Raw genomic sequence first — 15702 nt, 5'->3', positions numbered from 1 at the left:
TAATTAATTTGAAAAGTGTAAAAAATTATGGTATTTTTTATATGATAAAAAATACTATTTACGTTACTAATGCTTTATTGTGATCGTCAATATTACAAGTTAGATGGAGGAGTTTATATGCCAGAAACTATTATGCCGTTAGATGACTTTTTGCAGTTGAATTCGGATGAGCAAGTGGAAAAGCTGAAAAGATGGAAAATGGATTATACGCTTAAGGATATTCGTGAAGCTTGGGATTTCAAACATTCCGCTCAGTATTACATGCTCCTTAAGAAACTCCGCATCTATGAGCGGGTTGTAAATAAGTCGGACAAGTTCTACCCGGTTCCTGATCATTTGTCCTCACAATCGGGTGGTGGATTTGAACGTGGATGGAGAGGCCAGCCTTCTTACGCTCAGCAGGAGCTTAAGCTTCCAGCAGACCAGTTCAACTACAACTTGAACATAACGCTCAGCGGTGCTGAACTTGCTGAGAAACTGGAGCGCCTTGCTTTCTTCCTGAAGGGCGAGCAGAAACAAGTTGCCATTTCACTGTCCCTTGAAGCTGCAGCAGCTGTAGCAGTCAAGGAATCCGAAACGACAGAAGAATAAAAACAAAGAAACCGGGGCAGCTCTAGCGAGTGCACCGGTTTTCTTGTGTTGTCGATGGGAGTAATATAATGTATTTTAATGGTATTACTTGAAGCGCTGTATTACTTGTTCCTTAGCTTGCCTAGCTCTGTTACAAGGGCTTCTACTTCACTGATACTGAATTTCTCTTTGCCTGCAACAACCTCATACAATTCCTTAATGTCTTCGTATTGCGTAATATTGAAATGGGAAGCCTGCATAGCGGCAGCCGAAGCCATCTTTAATTTTGTTTTGATGGTATCAATCATAAATTCAATATTTTGCGGCGTTTGCTGTTCAAGATCAAGCATGTGTAAATCCTCCTTCATCATTCAGGGCATGAATGCATGCGCCTGCTGTTTCATACTAATGCCGTCATTGTAACATAATTTAAGAATGGGCATCAGATAAATTGAATAGAGCCGATAAATCCGATACAATTAATAGCAGGATGGATAATCATCATTTAGAGCATGAAGGAACGCAGATAAATTGAATTAGGCAGTAAAGCTAAAAGGAGCAGAAAGATGAAGCAGGCAGATCGTTTCAATCTCGAAATAGCTGAATTTCTGGCTCCGATTGCCAGCCAGTACCCGAATAGAAGCGAGGTTTCCTTCGTATGTATTGGTACAGACCGTTCAACAGGAGATTGCTTCGGGCCCCTCGTTGGCACGCTGCTGCGGGAGCAGGGCTGGGAGCATGTAATTGGCACAATGGAGCAGCCATGTGATGCTTATGCAGTAGAACAGGCAGTTCTCATGGCTGAAAATCGTGCAGTCGTCATTGCGATTGATGCTTGCCTAGGCAAGCCGCAGTCGGTTGGAACCTTTCTGGCGATGTCGGGTCCGCTCCAGCCGGGAGCAGCAACGGGCCGAAGACTGCCTCCTGTTGGACATTACAGCATTGCAGGCGTTGTGAATGCATTGAGCCACAAGCCTTACATAACGATTCAGACGACATCGCTGTATCACGTCATGCGAATGGCGGAGCAATTGGCAGCAGCGATAGCACAAGCATGGCCCGGCAGCAAACGCTTATTAAAATGGACCGAAGAGGAGCGTGTTTATTTTGGCTAATGGAGTTTCTCTGGCGAATCAAAAGCTGATGCTTGAGGAAGGCACCGAGCTTAGCTTTTACGACTCAGAAGCGTTAAAATGGCAAGCTGGAGCAGCGGGTTCAGATCCAGAGGCAGGCCATCCCGTGCTTGTATTGCTGCATGGCTACTGCGGCAGCTCGGCTTATTGGGAAGAGGTTGCACCGATGCTGGCGCAGCAGTCGCGCTTGATTATTCCTGACCTGCGCGGTCATGGTCTATCTTCGGCTTCCGCAGAGCTTGAAGCTGCTATGGAAGTGTATGCAGATGATCTTTACGCTATTCTTGTACATCAACGCATAGATAAAGTGTGCCTGCTTGGCCATTCGCTTGGCGGCTACATCGCATTGGCTTTTGCAGAGCGGTATGCGGATCGATTGACGGCATTTGGACTCGTGCATTCTACAGCGCTTGCGGACAGCGAGGCGGCTAAAGACAATCGGGACAATACGATAAATTTAATCAAGCAGGGCAAGTTGGAGCAGGTCATTGACGGCATGTCGCAAAAGCTGTTTGCTCCGGATAATTTGGACAAGCTGCCAGACAAGGTGGCGCGTGTGAAGGCGATTGGCTATCAGACGGGTGGAACGGGAGCGATCGCTGCAGCAGCTGGAATGAAAGCAAGGCCCGATCGGACGAGTATTTTGCGTGAAGCCAAGCTTCCTGTGCTGCTGCTTGCCGGAGAAGGGGATCAAATCGTTCCACCGGAGCGGACGCTGTTATGGGATGGCCCCTCCATCACGCAGGTGCTGCTTAAAGATGCCGGCCACATGAGCATGCTGGAGCAGCCCGAAGCATGCGCAAAGGCAATCAGCAGCTTTATTGCTCCGCTAACTAAATAAGGACTAATTCAAGCGTAGGAGCGGGAATTTGCTTAGAGAAGGAGGCAAGAAGCGATGTTTCAACGGGATTATTTTATGCGCATGATTGAGCAGATGACGGAAGCGGTCGGTCAAGTGATGCAGCTGAGGCGAGAGCTGAAGCAGGCGGACGCGCTTATCGTCATTGACGAGCTGCTGGATCGCAGGTTTGGGCTAAGCGGAAAGCTTATCCGTACGTTGTCAGACGAGGATTTGCTCGCGGTTATGACGAAAAACGGCGTCGTAGAAACGGACAATATCCAGGCAATCGCGATTTTGTTCAAGCAGGAGGCGGAGCTGTATGAGGATTTGGGCAAAGAAGCAGAAAGCTTCGCGCACAGTTTAAAGGCTCTGCATTTGTTTATGCGGCTTTCCCTCATCGACGCGCCGCCGACGCTTGCAAATTCGAGCGATGAGGCGGCGATTTTGCTCGGCAAGCTGTCGCCATATGAGCTGTCCTCTCGAACGAAGCGGCTGGTTGCCGAGTGGCATGAATCAGAGGGAGCTTTTGCGCTCGCTGAAAATATTTGGTACGAGCTGCTTGAGGACGGCGCAGCTGACAAAGGCGAGGTCGCCGCGTTTTATATGCGGCTGCTTCCATTTCAGGAGGACAAGCTCGCCGCTGGCGGCTTGCCGATTGAGGAAATCAGAACAGGGCTTAACAGCCTGGAGATGGAGCAATAGCAATGACAGAACAGTGGCAGCAGGATATTTGCCGCCTGACAGAATCGGGCGGGCTTTTGCAGGGAACGCTGAGCCAGCTTCGCCGCAAGGATGGAGATGCAGCGCCCAAAATCATCATACGTCCCGTCCAGTTGAAAAATGGCCTTCATTATCAATTTGAAGCTCATTATGCAAATAAGGTTATACATAACAATTGGCTTCCTGAGGATGCGGGACCGAAGCTTGTCGAGCTGCTCGGCGAGCAATATCGTCAGGCGCTTCTCAAAACGCAGGAAGCAGACATACAGCTGCTCCTTAGTAAAAAAGGCAAGCCGACTTTGCTTAGAAAGCCGCCAACCGCTACTTCGGCCAGCATGGAGCAGCAGCACAACCGCCAGAAGCAGCGCGTTATTGCAGAAGGGCAGGCAGCTCCGTTTATGGTGGAGCTGGGCATTATGACGCCGGAAGGCAAGGTCCATGCGAAAAAGCAGGATAAGTTCCGGCAGATCAACCGCTTCCTGGAAATGGTTGCCGATGTGCTGCCTCAGCTTCCGCAGGACAAGCCGCTGACCATTATTGATTTTGGCTGTGGCAAATCGTATTTGACTTTTGCTCTTTACCACCTGCTGGCGGTAGAGCAGAAGAGGGATATCCGCATTATCGGCCTCGATTTGAAGGCAGATGTCATCACTTTTTGTTCGGAGCTTGCACATACGCTCGGTTATGATAAACTGACATTTATGGTAGGAGATATTGCTGATTATGAAGGTGTGAGCGAAGCGGATATGGTTGTGACGCTTCACGCTTGTGACACGGCTACCGATGCAGCGCTTGCAAAGGCTGTCGGCTGGGGAGCAGCGGTTATTATGTCCGTTCCTTGCTGCCAGCATGAGTTGTTCAAGCAAGTGAGCAGCGACGCGCTCGCCCCAATTTTATCGCAAGGACTGCTGAAAGAACGGTTTGCTGCAATTGCAACCGATGCGGCCCGCGGCACGCTGCTTGAGGTGCTGGGTTATAAAGTACAAATGCTGGAGTTTGTTGATCCGGAGCATACGCCAAAAAATCTCCTTATTCGAGCGGTTCGCAGCGAGTCGGGCACACAGGCGAAAAAATGGGAGCAGTACGAGCAGTTTCGTAATTTTCTGCAATTAGCACCTAGTCTTGAGAAACTGCTTGCCGGACGTTTGCCCGCAAACTAGCAAGTATATTTGCCGCCAGAGGACGGCGTCAGCCGTTACACTTGTGGAATTGGTTTATTAATGCATGAATGATAGCGACCTAATTATAGATGCCGATTACTAGCGTTATCATGGTTAAAGGCGGGAAACAAGGAAATGAGAAAAGTTCAGATTGGCATGGTGCAGCCGGGGGACAGGCTTGCCAAAACTATTTTTCAAGATAACGGCAGTGTGCTGCTCGGCGCAGGCGTGGAAATGAATGACCGTTTTATTAACAGGCTCGAAAATTTGGGCTATGATTCTGTGTTTATTGAAGATAAGGACACGGAAGATATCATGCCCGAGGACAGCATACGCGACGAGACGCGCAAAAAAGCGGCAGAGGCTGTTTCTGCAACGATGAATGCATTCAAAGAGCCCGCCCTAAAGGGGCGGACGATTGCACCGGATATTGGCCGGACATTCCGCTCGGTATTCGGGTCCATTATGCAGGATCTCGCGAGCAGGCCGAATATGGCGGTCAATTTGACCAGCATTCATTCGGCGGATGCCTATTTGTTTCAGCATTCGGTGAATGTGGCGGTGCTCTCTGGCGTTATTGGCATTGCCAAGGGCTTTAATCGCAATCAATTGGAGGATTTGGGCATTGGCGCGCTGCTGTTTGATATCGGCATGACGAAGCTGCCTCAGCCGCTGCTGGCGACTAAAGGGCCCCTATCCGATAACGAGCGCAAAATTGTACAGAGCCACTCGATGGAGGGCTTTGATATTTTACGGAAGTATCATGACATTTCCCTCGTATCGGCCCATTGTGCCTTGCAGCATCATGAGCGTTATGACGGTTCGGGTTATCCACGCGGACTTAAGAATGATGATATTCATATGTTCGCTCAAATAGTCGGACTTGCCGATGTATATGACGCACTGACTTCACCGCGGCCTTATCGCAAAAGGTATACACCAACGGAAGCCATCGAATTTCTATTCGCGGCTGGCAATACATACTTTGATTTTGAGCTGATTAAGCTCTTTTGCCGCCATATTTCCATTTATCCGGTGGCGACGACGCTGCTGCTCAGCTCGGGACAGACCGCCGTCGTGACAGCGAACAATGAGCTGGCCCTGCATCGTCCGCGCGTACGCATTATTCGTGAAGCCGACGGCTCGCATACGGCTGCTCCTACTGAAATTGAGCTCAAGGACGACATGTATTTAACGATCGTCAAAGAGCTATAGGTTCAGAGCGCGAGTCTTTCTTGAAATATATGCATGAATAAGCTTCAAAAGAGCTATTAATAAGCATGGATATAAATGGGTTTGCTAGGTTGGGGGCTTGACTATACGAGCATTCCTTATGCTGCATAAGCTGTTAAGGCAATAAGCGCATAAAGGAGTGGTATGATGTCTAAAAAATTGACCCCCCCGTTTTTAGGCCCTAAGGGTACAGGAAAAGTAATCAGCAAGGTAACCGGGACAAAGAGGCTTCAAAGCGGAGGCCCAACGTTTAGCCGTCTGATGGTCGTATGGGTTACGAACAATGGCGTGCCGTTTAATACGACTGGTTTTTTTGCCCGTCTGTTTAGAGGTAATAATGTCGTTGCGATTGCGGCGTTTGACCGCTTCGGTGTCGTCAGGTTTAACCAAATTCAGACGCTGACTTCTGTGTCTTACACGATTCGTTTGTACAATTCGAATGGCGTGTTGTTCCGTACAGCTTTCATTCCGGCAGGAGTACAAACCTTCGCGGTTATCGGCTAACATCAGATCCTCTTGCTTTTTCCGCTTATGGCAGGCGGAAAGGGCAGGAGGATTTTGCTTTCTCTTTGAATCTACTCTATCTTCATGTAATATGGGGATAGATGTATAAAGGGGGAGCTTTGATACATATGGGTGTGCAGCATCATACTTTATCCAAGTTGGATATTATTCGCAGAATTCTATTTATTACAATTGGGGCTGCCCTAGTATCTGTAGCTTTAGAGATTTTTCTGGTGCCGAACCATATTATCGACGGCGGGATTGTAGGCATTTCTATTATCGTATCCCATTTTACGGGGCTGCCGCTCGGCTTGTTTTTGTTTGTATTGAATCTTCCTTTTCTGCTGCTAGGGTACAAGCAAATCGGGAAGACCTTTGCTTTATCGACGTTATATGGCGTTAGCGTCATGTCGCTGGGCACGTTTTTACTGCATCCGGTGCAGGCAATTACGAGCGAATATGTGCTGGCCGCTATTTTCGGCGGTGTCATATTGGGAGCTGGTGTCGGACTCGTTATCCGCTTTGGCGGCTCGCTGGATGGGACGGAAATTGTTGCGATATTGAGCAATAAGCGGCTGCCGTTTTCGGTTGGCGAAGTCGTCATGTTTTTTAATCTTTTTATATTGTGCAGCGCCGGTTTTGTATTCGGTTGGGATCGGGCGATGTACTCTCTATTTTCTTACTTCATAGCCTTCAAAATGATCGACATTACAATTGAAGGCTTCCAGGAATCGAAAGCCGTCTGGATTATTAGCGAAAGCTGGCAGGAAATTGGCGCAGCAATTATGAGCCGTCTCGGGCGCGGCGTCACTTATTTGCACGGCGAGGGCGGCTTTACGGGCGGGCAAAAACGGATTATTTTTTGCGTGATCACCCGGCTGGAGGAAGCAAAGATGAAATCGATCGTGCAGGAGCTTGATCCGTCTGCATTTCTGGCCGTCGGCAACATTCATGATGTGAAGGGCGGACGCTTTAAGAAGCGTGATATTCATTAGCAAAGGGGTTTAAGCTTTGGATGAGTTTGCAAGCATCAGCCATTGGACGGCGGGCAGGCAACCGGCCGATTGGCAGCAGCAAAGAGGCGTGACGCTTGGTATTGGCGATGATACGGCCATTATTGCTCCTGCGGCGATGGCCGATGAGCTGGAAGGCCCATTGGAGCTGCTGATGGCCGTCGACACGATGGTGGAGACGGTGCACTTTAATGCCTATACGATGACGGATGAGGATATCGGGTATAAGGCGCTTGCCGCGAACGTAAGCGATATCGCGGCAATGGGCGGTTTGCCGCGGCATGCGCTCGTGTCTGTGAGCGTGCCAGCGGCGTATGGGCCGGAGCGGATAGCCCGGCTCTATGATGGGCTTTATGCGTGCGCCGCGAATTACGGCGTCGCGATTGTTGGCGGCGATACGACGTCTTCGCCGCAGCACTTGGTTGTTGCGGTGACGGTGACGGGAGCCGTCGAAGCTGGGCGGGCTTTGCGGCGCTCCGGGGCGAAGCCCGGAGACGCGGTTGTGCTGACCGGAGCCGTCGGTCTGTCGGCGGCGGGGCTGCATTTGCTGCTCGCGCGGAAGCAGGAGCGGCAGGGGCAAGAGCAGGCAGTGAGCGAAGCAATGGAAGCGTTCGAAGCTGGTGATGCCAGTGAGATGAACTCTGCTGGGGAGTCGCAAACAGTAAGCTCTGAGGGAGCTTCCGCTAATGCAGAGCATGAAGAGGAACGCGGAGCGGCAGTGCTTATAGCGGCACATTGCCGCCCTGTGCCTTCCGTGCGCGCGGGACGTTTGCTGCTAGAGCGTGGCAGCTGCCATTGTCTAAATGATGTGAGCGATGGACTCGCCAGTGAAGCATGGGAAATTGCCGAAGCCTCGAAGTGCTGCCTTGTACTTAAGGAAGATTTGCTACCACGCAGCGGCAGTATGGCTGCTTATGCGGCTGATGTCGGAATTGATCCACTGGAGTGGATGCTTTATGGCGGCGAGGATTATGTGCTGCTAGGCACAATGGAAGCCGCTGATGTGCAGGCCGCCCGAGAAGCATTCCGTGCTGAAGGCTTGCCATTTTATATGGTTGGCGAGGTGAGGCAGGGGGCGCCTTCCGTGGAGCTGGAGCTGTCGTTGCCAGCCAAAGCAACGAATATGGACAGCGCCGCTGCCAAACGTATGCCGCTTGCCAAGCGAGGCTATAATCATTTTAAGAAATGAAATTGGGTGAATAAGATGCAAACAGCGATTGGAGAAGCACAGTGGAAGGCGAGCAGCACGAAGGATACGGAAGAACTTGCGACGCTAATTGCTTCATGGGCAAAACCGGGCACGCTGCTGGCGCTTGACGGCGATCTTGGTGCTGGGAAAACGGCGTTTTCACAGTTTTTTGCCAAAGCGATTGGCGTGCAGGGCATAGTGAATAGTCCAACTTTTACGATTATCAAAGAATATGAAGGCGCAGATATGCCCTTTTATCATATGGATGTTTATCGTGTTTCTCTTGAAGAAGCGGACGAGTTGGGGCTTGACGACTATTTTTATGGCAGCGGCGTGACGATAGTGGAATGGGCAAGCTTGATCGAAGAGCTATTGCCTGAGGAGCGCCTAGAGCTGTATTTGGAGCATACGGGCGGCGAGCAGCGGCTAATTCGACTGAAAGGCATCGGTGAAGTCTACGCAGGCTGGTGCCAGTTTTTGAATGACAGGGAAGTAGGGAAGCAAAATGGTTGAACAGGCGCAGCAGCCCATATTAGCATTTGATACCTCGACGGCTGCCCTTGCGGCGGCTGTTATTCAAGGTGATCGGATTTTAGGTGAAATTCAATCTTTTGCGGAGCGCAATCACTCCGTTTATATTATTACGCATTTAAAGCAGCTGCTTGAGGATTGCGGTGTAAGCAAGGATGCGCTTGGAGGCATCGCTGTAGGCGGTGGCCCAGGCTCTTACACGGGTATGCGAATTGCAGTAACGGCGGCTAAGACGCTTGCTTGGACCTGGGATAAGCCGTTAGTAGCGCTGTCCAGCCTTGAAGCGATTGCTTACGGGGCATGTGAGCGATTAAAACAAACGGATGCTCTGATTTCATCAGTGCCGCAGCAAATTCAGTCGGCTGATCCTAATATGAACAAGGGAGCAGTATGGTTCATTCCTATCATGGATGCAAGGCGGGGCCAAGTATATACAGCAAGCTTCTCCTATGCATATGGCGATCAATGGGAACGTCAGGCGGCGGATGGAATTAGGCTGATGCGGGATTGGATCGATCAGTTACTGGAGCAAGTTCAGAAGCAGGCTAACTATGTTACTAAAATTTACATCACTGGCGATCTTAAGCTTCATGAGGCGGAGGCGCAGCGGCTTGTGGAAGGCTGTGCAGAAGCGGGTGTAGAGGTCAGTCTGTTTCCTTATGAGCTGGAAGGCCGGGCGATAGCTGAGCTGGGGCGGAAACGGCTGCTTGCAGGTGATACAGATGACCTCCATACGCTTGCGCCCAACTATACGCAGCTGCATGAGGCGGAAGTTAAGCTGCAGGAGAAAGAAGCTGCCCTAAAGGCTGCAAAGGAAGCTGAATGGGCAGCCGCTCAATCGGCTTCTCTAGAGTCTGTCATAAATGCCGATGTGGATGCGGCTCGAGTAAAGGATGCGGAGCCATGATGAGAGAAATCGATCGGGATGAGATTATTTATCGCTCCATGACGTTGCAAGATATACCGTTTATTGTGGCAATTGAGCATGAGGCTTTCACGGGCCCATGGACAGCTGAAGCTTTTACCAATGAATTGACGAATAATATGTTTGCCAAATATATGGTGATGGAATATGAGAAGCAAGTTATCGGATATGCGGGCATGTGGGTGATCGTGGACGAGGCGCATGTGACGAATGTAGCGGTTCGTTCCGATCATCGCGGACAGGGACTCGGAAAGCTGCTGCTGGGCGAGCTTCAGCGGACGGCGGTATTTTTCGGTGCGAACAAAATGACGCTGGAGGTCCGGGTATCAAACGAGGTGGCGCAGCGGCTTTACCGCAGTCTGGGTTTTGAATCTTCAGGCGTTCGTCCCGGCTATTATTCAGATAATCAGGAGGATGCGCTCATTATGTGGGCGGAGCTTGATACGAGCAGCTTGGGCGTCCGGGAAGAGGGGTAGGAGCATTGAACATACAACAACAAGAAGGAATGACGACAGCGGCAAATGAAAGCAAGTCAGGCCTTATTCTTGCCATTGAGACGAGCTGTGATGAAACATCCGTTGCCGTTATTCAGGATGGAAAGCATATATTATCGAACGTCATTTCGAGCCAAATCGAGGTGCATCAGCGCTTTGGCGGCGTTGTGCCGGAAATTGCCTCACGCAAGCATGTAGAGGTCATTACGCTGATGATTGAGCAGGCGATTGCTGAATCGGGTATGAAGCTGAAGGATTTATCCGCAATTGCGGTGACGCAGGGGCCGGGACTAGTCGGAGCACTGCTTGTTGGAATCGTAGCGGCCAAAACACTGGCGATGGCTCTCGACCTGCCCTTAATCGGCACCCATCATATAGCGGGACATATTTACGCTAACCAGCTCGTCCATGAACTGGAATATCCGTGTATGGCGCTAGTCGTTTCTGGCGGTCACACGGAGCTTGTGCTGCTCGAAAATGAGGGCTCCTTCCGCATGATTGGTCGCACGCGCGACGATGCGGTTGGAGAAGCTTACGACAAAGTAGCCCGTTCGCTCAAGCTGCCTTATCCGGGCGGGCCGCATATCGATAGGTTGGCATCCGTTGCATCGGAAGCGCTGGCGCTGCCAAGGGCATGGCTGGAGGCGGATTCCTATGATTTCAGCTTCAGCGGTCTGAAGTCGGCGGTGCTCGCTGTTATTAATCAGACGCAGATGCGTGGGGATACGCTCAATGAAGCGGCGCTGGCACGGGGCTTTCAGGAATCGGTCATCGAGGTTCTCGTTGAAAAAGCGCTTCGCGCCGTTCGCGCCTATGGCGCCAAGCAGCTGCTGCTGTGCGGAGGCGTCGCAGCGAATCGCGGCCTGCGGGCAGCTCTGACTTCCCGCTGCGAAGCCGAAGGCGTGCCGCTGCTCATTCCGCCGCTGACGCTGTGCACGGATAATGCGGCGATGATTGGTGCCGCCGCTTTCCTGAAATGGCAGCGCGGCGAATATTCGTCGCTTGATCTTAAAGCTGAGCCGAGCTTCAGCCTAGAAGGCTGGATGGCACCGCAGGCGCAGAGCTAGACCAACGGCAGCTCGAAATTTTTTTGAGTGCTGTGATTGACATCTAATTTTTCAAGGCATATAATAGGCAACAATACTTTGAACTTCATATTCTGCAAACGCAAGGAACAGGAATAGTAGGGCCATTCCCGGAATGAACAGAGAGCTGCGGGCTAGTGCAACGCAGTCGACGGAAGCCTGAAGCTCGCCTGGGAGCGGAACAGTGGAACAGCTGGCTAACCATGGATAGCCGGATTTACTACACTGTCACGGCTAACCCCCGTAATCGGGTGCGCATCGATCAACATCCGGAGTTGATGATGTGCCTAAGGTGGGCTTTCTAATTTGCTGCAATAGCAAAGCGGAGGTCAACAAGGGTGGTACCGCGCAGGATTGTAATAAGCCTGTCGTCTCTTGATTTATTCAAGAGGCGACAGGCTTTTCTTGTTGTTTGGAAGTTCAAAGTTGGAAGCAAGCAATGAAATGAGCAAGCAGACAGGCAGGTTAGACATGAACCAGCATAAGAAGCTGAAATCACATACAGTAAACGCAAGGAACAGGAGTAGTAGAGCGGTAAAGCGGGATAATAGCGGGAACCTTGAACGGGACGCGGCAGGCGGATAACCAAGCTGCTGTATGGTCGACAAGGAAGCGCTGCAGAGAGCTGCGGGATGGTGCGACGCAGTCGAAGCTTACGTTCGAACTCGCCTGGGAGCGGAACGATGGAACAATCGGTGCAGGCGGCTAAGGTTAGCTGCGAGCCTGGTATGCGTACATCGTTACGGAATCAGCCCCCGTGACCGGGCATCAAGCGGGTTTGGACCCGCGCGAATGCAGCAGGTATGGAATTATCCATCCAGCAGCAGCGTGAAAGGAGAAGCCGATCTGGTTTTTCTGCTCAAGGCGCACACAGGGTCCAGCCAATTAGAGTGGTACCACGGTGGGTGAAAAGCCTGTCGTCTCTTTCAATTAGAGACGGCAGGCTTTTTTTTATATAAGCATTTATAAGTTTCACCCTTATAAACAGCTTATATTTCTCGTAATGAAACGTGCCGCGCCGCCAAAGGACAGCGACAGCCGTTTCATCTTGGTTGCAGCTGTAGCTATAGCTACAGCTAACTAAAATTTCAGGAGGTCATAACGATGACAACGGTAAATGAGACGAATAACGGGATTAGAAAAATTCAAATTTTTGATACGACGCTGCGAGACGGTGAGCAGTCTCCGGGCGCTTCCATCGATCCTGAGCGTAAAATTATTATCGCCCGCCAGCTGGGTAAGCTGGGCATTGACGTCATCGAGCCGGGCTTTGCTATTTCCAGCCCAGGCGAATTTGCAGCGATTCAGCAAATTTCCCGCGAGCTGCAGCATGTTGAAATTGCCGGCTTTGCCCGAATGATGAAGGTTGATATTGATGCGGCGGTCAAGGCGACGCAGGATGCGGCAAGAAGAAGGCTGCATCTATTTATTTCCTCGTCCGACATTCATCTGCAGCACCAGCTAAACAAAACGCGCCAGGAAGTGGTGCAAATCGCCCGTGAGATGATTGCTTATGGCAAGCAGTTCGTAGATGAAATTGAATTTTCAGCGATGGATGCAACGCGCTCGGATCGCAATTTTGTCATAGAATTGGTCGAAGCGGCTATAGCCGAAGGTGCGACGATCATCAATCTGCCGGATACGCTGGGCTATGCGATGCCAGACGAAATTGATGATATGTTCCGCTCTGTCCGTCGCCTGGCAAGAGGCGGAGAAACGGTTCGCTACAGCACTCATTGCCATAACGATCTGGGGATGGCAGCTGCGAACAGCCTGGCGGCCATTCGTGCAGGTGCGACGCAGGTAGAGGTTACCGTCAATGGCGTTGGAGAGCGCGCCGGTAACTGTTCACTAGAGGAAATTGCGATGATTATCGAAACACGCAAGTCGGTGCTGCAAATGGAGACGCGGATTGAGCAAAGCGAAATTTATGAAACGTCGCGGATGGTCAGCCGGGCAATGCATTATCCGATTGCATTTAATAAGCCGATTGTGGGCCGCAATGCGTTCCAGCATGAGTCTGGCATCCATCAGGACGGCCTGCTGAAAAACCGCAATACGTATGAAATTATGGACCCGGAAGCGATGGGTATTCCGCGCAGCATGATCGTGCTGGGCAGACACTCCGGCCGTCACGCAATCAAGCATCGCCTGTCGGAATACGGGATCGCCGTAGAAGGCGAGGAACTGGTCAATGTGTACAATCGCTTCAAGCAAGTAGCCGATGAGAAGAAGCTGGTGACGGATAATGAGCTGATTCGCATCGCTGGCGAAATGACGGCGACTCAGCCTGATCCATATATGCTGACCGATCTGCAGGTGCTGTCGGGCAGCCATAAATCCCGTATTGCGACCGTGACGATTCGTGAAAATGATCTGGGTACCGAGCATTCCTATACAGGAACTGGCGATGGACCTCTAGAAGCCGTTATTCACTGTATTCAGCAAGCGATCCCCGTTGCGGCAGAATTCGAGGATCTGGAAATCCATTCGTTGTCCACAGGTGAGGATGCACACGGTGAGGCGGTCGTGACAATAGTCAACAATGGCGAGCGCTATCGTGGAACTTCGATTCATAGCGACATCGTATATGCAGCCGCACAGGCATATGTGGCAGCCTGCAATCAAGCGATGCTGAGCATTAATAAGCGGGCGAATGAACAAAGTGTGATTTAATAGCAAGCTCAAGAAAGCGACTTATTCACAGGGCGGTAAGCTTTGTGGATAAGTCCTTTTTTATGCGTAAAATCAAGGGTTTGACTGGGGAGGGGCTGTTCGTGGAAAGTGGATAGTTTTTTCACTTTATCGACACTGGAATTGTGGATAATGTGAATAATTTTTCAGAAAAATCGACGGCATTAAAAATTTATGACGTTAACGTTTACAAATCCTTTATTTACGTCGGAAAATGTCGACAGAATTTACTAACAATTTGCGTCTGATTGTGGACAACTTTGTGGATAACCATTTTCGATGTAAAAAATGAAAATTTCCTATAGGTTTCCTTTTTATTTTATTAATAACCTAAAATTATGCATTTTTGATCCGATATTAGTGTACGGCTTGTATGGAGAGCGGCAACCCTTTGATTAACAGAAAAATAGGGGACATAAAAGGCTTATTTCCTTTGAGATTAAAAAGGGAAAAAGCCTTTTTTGCCGAAATGAATTAATAAGAGTTTATGAAGGTAATGGAACAAGAGCAGCTTCCCGTTGGTTGAAAAAGGAACCTTCTCTGTCATGCTCAGTTATATTTCATCTGGCTAATTATATAGAAGAAAGGCGTCAGCGATCGTTTATTTTAAAAATGAATCATTAAAAACTCACACTACAAGTCATATTTCTGAATTTTACTCAAATAAATCTATCAATATCCCTGAAAAAGTTGCGGAACCGCAATAAATTTGCGGTGGTAATTGCGTTTTTTTACGGTGAAATTACCGTTCATATGGGGTAAGGTTATAAGACAAGCGGTGGTTTACGGCAGAAGATCAGTGAAACGGGGTTATGCCAAAACGTCTTATTAATCAGGGAGGCGACAATTAGGTGAGAAGGACAATGATTAAGGTAGACTCGGTATGTAAAGCTTATGGCTCGAATCAGGCTGTCGATAATATATCCTTGCGTATAAAAGAAGGGGAGTTATTTGGCATTATCGGCACGAACGGCGCTGGAAAGACGACGCTGCTCGAAATGCTGATGGGACTGCGTCAGCCTGACAAGGGACAAATCGAGGTGCTTGGCGTTAATCCGGCTGCTGAAACAACTGAGCTTCAGGAGCATATTGGCCTTCATCTGCAAAGTATATCGCTGGTGGATAAGCTGAATGTGAGGGAGGCGCTGGAAATGTTCCGCTCCTTCTATAAATGTTCAACCGAGATGGAAGAGATTATTGACCGCTTTGGCTTGGAGAGCTACTTGGATCGTCCCGTTAGGCGTTTGTCTGGCGGCTGGCGGCAGCGCGTGGCGCTGGCGATTTCTGTCGTCAACAACCCAAAGATTATTTTTCTGGATGAACCGACTACCGGGCTGGATATGCAAGCGAGAGAAGAATATTGGTCTATTATATTGGAGCTCAAGCGCCAAGGGAAAACGATAGTTTTGTCCTGCCATGATATGGGGGAAATGCAGCATCATTGTGATCGTATAGCTGTGCTGCGCCAAGGAAATCTAGTGAAATGCGATACCCCTAAGCGATTAATTTCGCAAATTCCAGCCGGTGGTTTAACGATGGAAGCCGTATATGTCCATTTTGCTTACGCGGGAGCCGTGTAACAGCAGCAGTTGGAAGGAGGGCTTAACATT

General features: G+C 50.0%; 17 protein-coding genes and 1 other annotated feature. Of the genes, 16 read left to right on the top strand and 1 reads right to left on the bottom strand.

Translation table 11 applies throughout. The features are described from left to right. Nucleotides 1-117 precede the first annotated feature (117 nt). The gene (locus MHB80_RS24460; RefSeq protein ID WP_341279410.1) at nucleotides 118-591 is read left to right on the top strand and encodes a hypothetical protein; all 474 of its coding nucleotides are present in this window, start codon (nucleotides 118-120) and stop codon (nucleotides 589-591) included. Between the two features lie 101 nt (nucleotides 592-692). On the opposite strand, the gene MHB80_RS24455 is transcribed toward MHB80_RS24460, so the two are convergent. Further along, entirely contained in the window at nucleotides 693-920 is a 228-nt protein-coding gene (locus MHB80_RS24455; RefSeq protein ID WP_341279409.1) for a DUF1128 domain-containing protein, read from the bottom strand. 216 nt (nucleotides 921-1136) lie between these two features. Between MHB80_RS24455 and yyaC the strand changes: the two genes are divergently transcribed. The 15 genes from yyaC to MHB80_RS24380 all read left to right on the top strand — a co-directional run bounded on the left by yyaC (nucleotide 1137) and on the right by MHB80_RS24380 (nucleotide 15672). After that, complete coding sequence (yyaC, locus tag MHB80_RS24450; protein ID WP_341279408.1) at nucleotides 1137-1685, top strand: spore protease YyaC; 549 nt, start codon at nucleotides 1137-1139, stop codon at nucleotides 1683-1685. Continuing rightward, nucleotides 1678-2544, top strand: a complete 867-nt coding sequence (locus MHB80_RS24445; RefSeq protein ID WP_341279407.1) for an alpha/beta hydrolase — start codon at nucleotides 1678-1680, stop codon at nucleotides 2542-2544. The genes yyaC and MHB80_RS24445 overlap by 8 nt, the downstream gene beginning before the upstream one ends. Nucleotides 2545-2598: 54 nt before the next feature. Then, nucleotides 2599-3246 (top strand): DUF6483 family protein, encoded by a 648-nt coding sequence (locus MHB80_RS24440; RefSeq protein ID WP_341279406.1) that lies wholly within the window; start codon nucleotides 2599-2601, stop codon nucleotides 3244-3246. 2 nt (nucleotides 3247-3248) lie between these two features. Further along, a complete protein-coding gene (locus tag MHB80_RS24435; RefSeq protein WP_341279405.1) occupies nucleotides 3249-4424 on the top strand; it encodes an SAM-dependent methyltransferase in 1176 nt (391 codons plus the stop codon). A 135-nt stretch (nucleotides 4425-4559) separates the two neighbouring features. Then, nucleotides 4560-5639, top strand: a complete 1080-nt coding sequence (locus tag MHB80_RS24430) for an HD-GYP domain-containing protein (protein ID WP_341279404.1) — start codon at nucleotides 4560-4562, stop codon at nucleotides 5637-5639. A gap of 162 nt (nucleotides 5640-5801) precedes the next feature. Continuing rightward, nucleotides 5802-6161, top strand: a complete 360-nt coding sequence (locus MHB80_RS24425; RefSeq protein WP_341279403.1) for a hypothetical protein — start codon at nucleotides 5802-5804, stop codon at nucleotides 6159-6161. Nucleotides 6162-6289: 128 nt separating this feature from the next. Further along, complete coding sequence (locus MHB80_RS24420; protein WP_341279402.1) at nucleotides 6290-7156, top strand: YitT family protein; 867 nt, start codon at nucleotides 6290-6292, stop codon at nucleotides 7154-7156. A 16-nt stretch (nucleotides 7157-7172) separates the two neighbouring features. Further along, nucleotides 7173-8363, top strand: coding sequence for a thiamine-phosphate kinase (locus tag MHB80_RS24415; RefSeq protein WP_341279401.1), 1191 nt, complete (start codon nucleotides 7173-7175; stop codon nucleotides 8361-8363). A gap of 15 nt (nucleotides 8364-8378) precedes the next feature. Continuing rightward, nucleotides 8379-8876, top strand: a complete 498-nt coding sequence (gene tsaE, locus MHB80_RS24410; RefSeq protein ID WP_341279400.1) for a tRNA (adenosine(37)-N6)-threonylcarbamoyltransferase complex ATPase subunit type 1 TsaE — start codon at nucleotides 8379-8381, stop codon at nucleotides 8874-8876. Beyond that, nucleotides 8869-9801, top strand: coding sequence for a tRNA (adenosine(37)-N6)-threonylcarbamoyltransferase complex dimerization subunit type 1 TsaB (tsaB, locus tag MHB80_RS24405; RefSeq protein ID WP_341279399.1), 933 nt, complete (start codon nucleotides 8869-8871; stop codon nucleotides 9799-9801). Before tsaE ends, tsaB begins: the two co-directional genes overlap by 8 nt. Beyond that, a complete protein-coding gene (rimI, locus tag MHB80_RS24400; protein ID WP_341279398.1) occupies nucleotides 9798-10295 on the top strand; it encodes a ribosomal protein S18-alanine N-acetyltransferase in 498 nt (165 codons plus the stop codon). The genes tsaB and rimI overlap by 4 nt, the downstream gene beginning before the upstream one ends. A 29-nt stretch (nucleotides 10296-10324) precedes the next feature. Further along, nucleotides 10325-11380, top strand: a complete 1056-nt coding sequence (tsaD, locus tag MHB80_RS24395; protein ID WP_341283066.1) for a tRNA (adenosine(37)-N6)-threonylcarbamoyltransferase complex transferase subunit TsaD — start codon at nucleotides 10325-10327, stop codon at nucleotides 11378-11380. A 94-nt stretch (nucleotides 11381-11474) separates the two neighbouring features. Then, nucleotides 11475-11777 (top strand) — a binding site (T-box leader). A 180-nt stretch (nucleotides 11778-11957) separates the two neighbouring features. Beyond that, nucleotides 11958-12107, top strand: a complete 150-nt coding sequence (locus tag MHB80_RS24390; RefSeq protein WP_341279397.1) for a hypothetical protein — start codon at nucleotides 11958-11960, stop codon at nucleotides 12105-12107. Nucleotides 12108-12502: 395 nt separating this feature from the next. Then, a complete protein-coding gene (locus MHB80_RS24385) occupies nucleotides 12503-14074 on the top strand; it encodes a 2-isopropylmalate synthase (RefSeq protein ID WP_341279396.1) in 1572 nt (523 codons plus the stop codon). A gap of 881 nt (nucleotides 14075-14955) precedes the next feature. After that, nucleotides 14956-15672, top strand: coding sequence for an ABC transporter ATP-binding protein (locus tag MHB80_RS24380; RefSeq protein ID WP_341279395.1), 717 nt, complete (start codon nucleotides 14956-14958; stop codon nucleotides 15670-15672). Nucleotides 15673-15702: the final 30 nt, after the last annotated feature.

The organism is Paenibacillus sp. FSL H8-0537 (assembly GCF_038051995.1).
GTDB lineage: Bacteria > Bacillota > Bacilli > Paenibacillales > Paenibacillaceae > Pristimantibacillus.
This window is presented reverse-complemented; position numbering and strand designations above follow the sequence as displayed.

Excerpts from the sequence above, each read along its gene's own strand:
- MHB80_RS24380 (WP_341279395.1), top strand. The coding sequence starts at position 14,956 with ATGATTAAGGTAGACTCGGTATGTAAAGCTTATGGCTCGAATCAGGCT.
- tsaE (WP_341279400.1), top strand. The coding sequence starts at position 8,379 with ATGCAAACAGCGATTGGAGAAGCACAGTGGAAGGCGAGCAGCACGAAG.
- rimI (WP_341279398.1), top strand. The coding sequence starts at position 9,798 with ATGATGAGAGAAATCGATCGGGATGAGATTATTTATCGCTCCATGACG.
- MHB80_RS24425 (WP_341279403.1), top strand. The coding sequence starts at position 5,802 with ATGATGTCTAAAAAATTGACCCCCCCGTTTTTAGGCCCTAAGGGTACA.
- MHB80_RS24455 (WP_341279409.1), bottom strand. The coding sequence starts at position 920 with ATGCTTGATCTTGAACAGCAAACGCCGCAAAATATTGAATTTATGATT.
- MHB80_RS24385 (WP_341279396.1), top strand. The coding sequence starts at position 12,503 with ATGACAACGGTAAATGAGACGAATAACGGGATTAGAAAAATTCAAATT.
- MHB80_RS24460 (WP_341279410.1), top strand. The coding sequence starts at position 118 with ATGCCAGAAACTATTATGCCGTTAGATGACTTTTTGCAGTTGAATTCG.
- yyaC (WP_341279408.1), top strand. The coding sequence starts at position 1,137 with ATGAAGCAGGCAGATCGTTTCAATCTCGAAATAGCTGAATTTCTGGCT.
- tsaD (WP_341283066.1), top strand. The coding sequence starts at position 10,325 with ATGACGACAGCGGCAAATGAAAGCAAGTCAGGCCTTATTCTTGCCATT.
- MHB80_RS24440 (WP_341279406.1), top strand. The coding sequence starts at position 2,599 with ATGTTTCAACGGGATTATTTTATGCGCATGATTGAGCAGATGACGGAA.
- tsaB (WP_341279399.1), top strand. The coding sequence starts at position 8,869 with ATGGTTGAACAGGCGCAGCAGCCCATATTAGCATTTGATACCTCGACG.
- MHB80_RS24430 (WP_341279404.1), top strand. The coding sequence starts at position 4,560 with ATGAGAAAAGTTCAGATTGGCATGGTGCAGCCGGGGGACAGGCTTGCC.
- MHB80_RS24435 (WP_341279405.1), top strand. The coding sequence starts at position 3,249 with ATGACAGAACAGTGGCAGCAGGATATTTGCCGCCTGACAGAATCGGGC.
- MHB80_RS24420 (WP_341279402.1), top strand. The coding sequence starts at position 6,290 with ATGGGTGTGCAGCATCATACTTTATCCAAGTTGGATATTATTCGCAGA.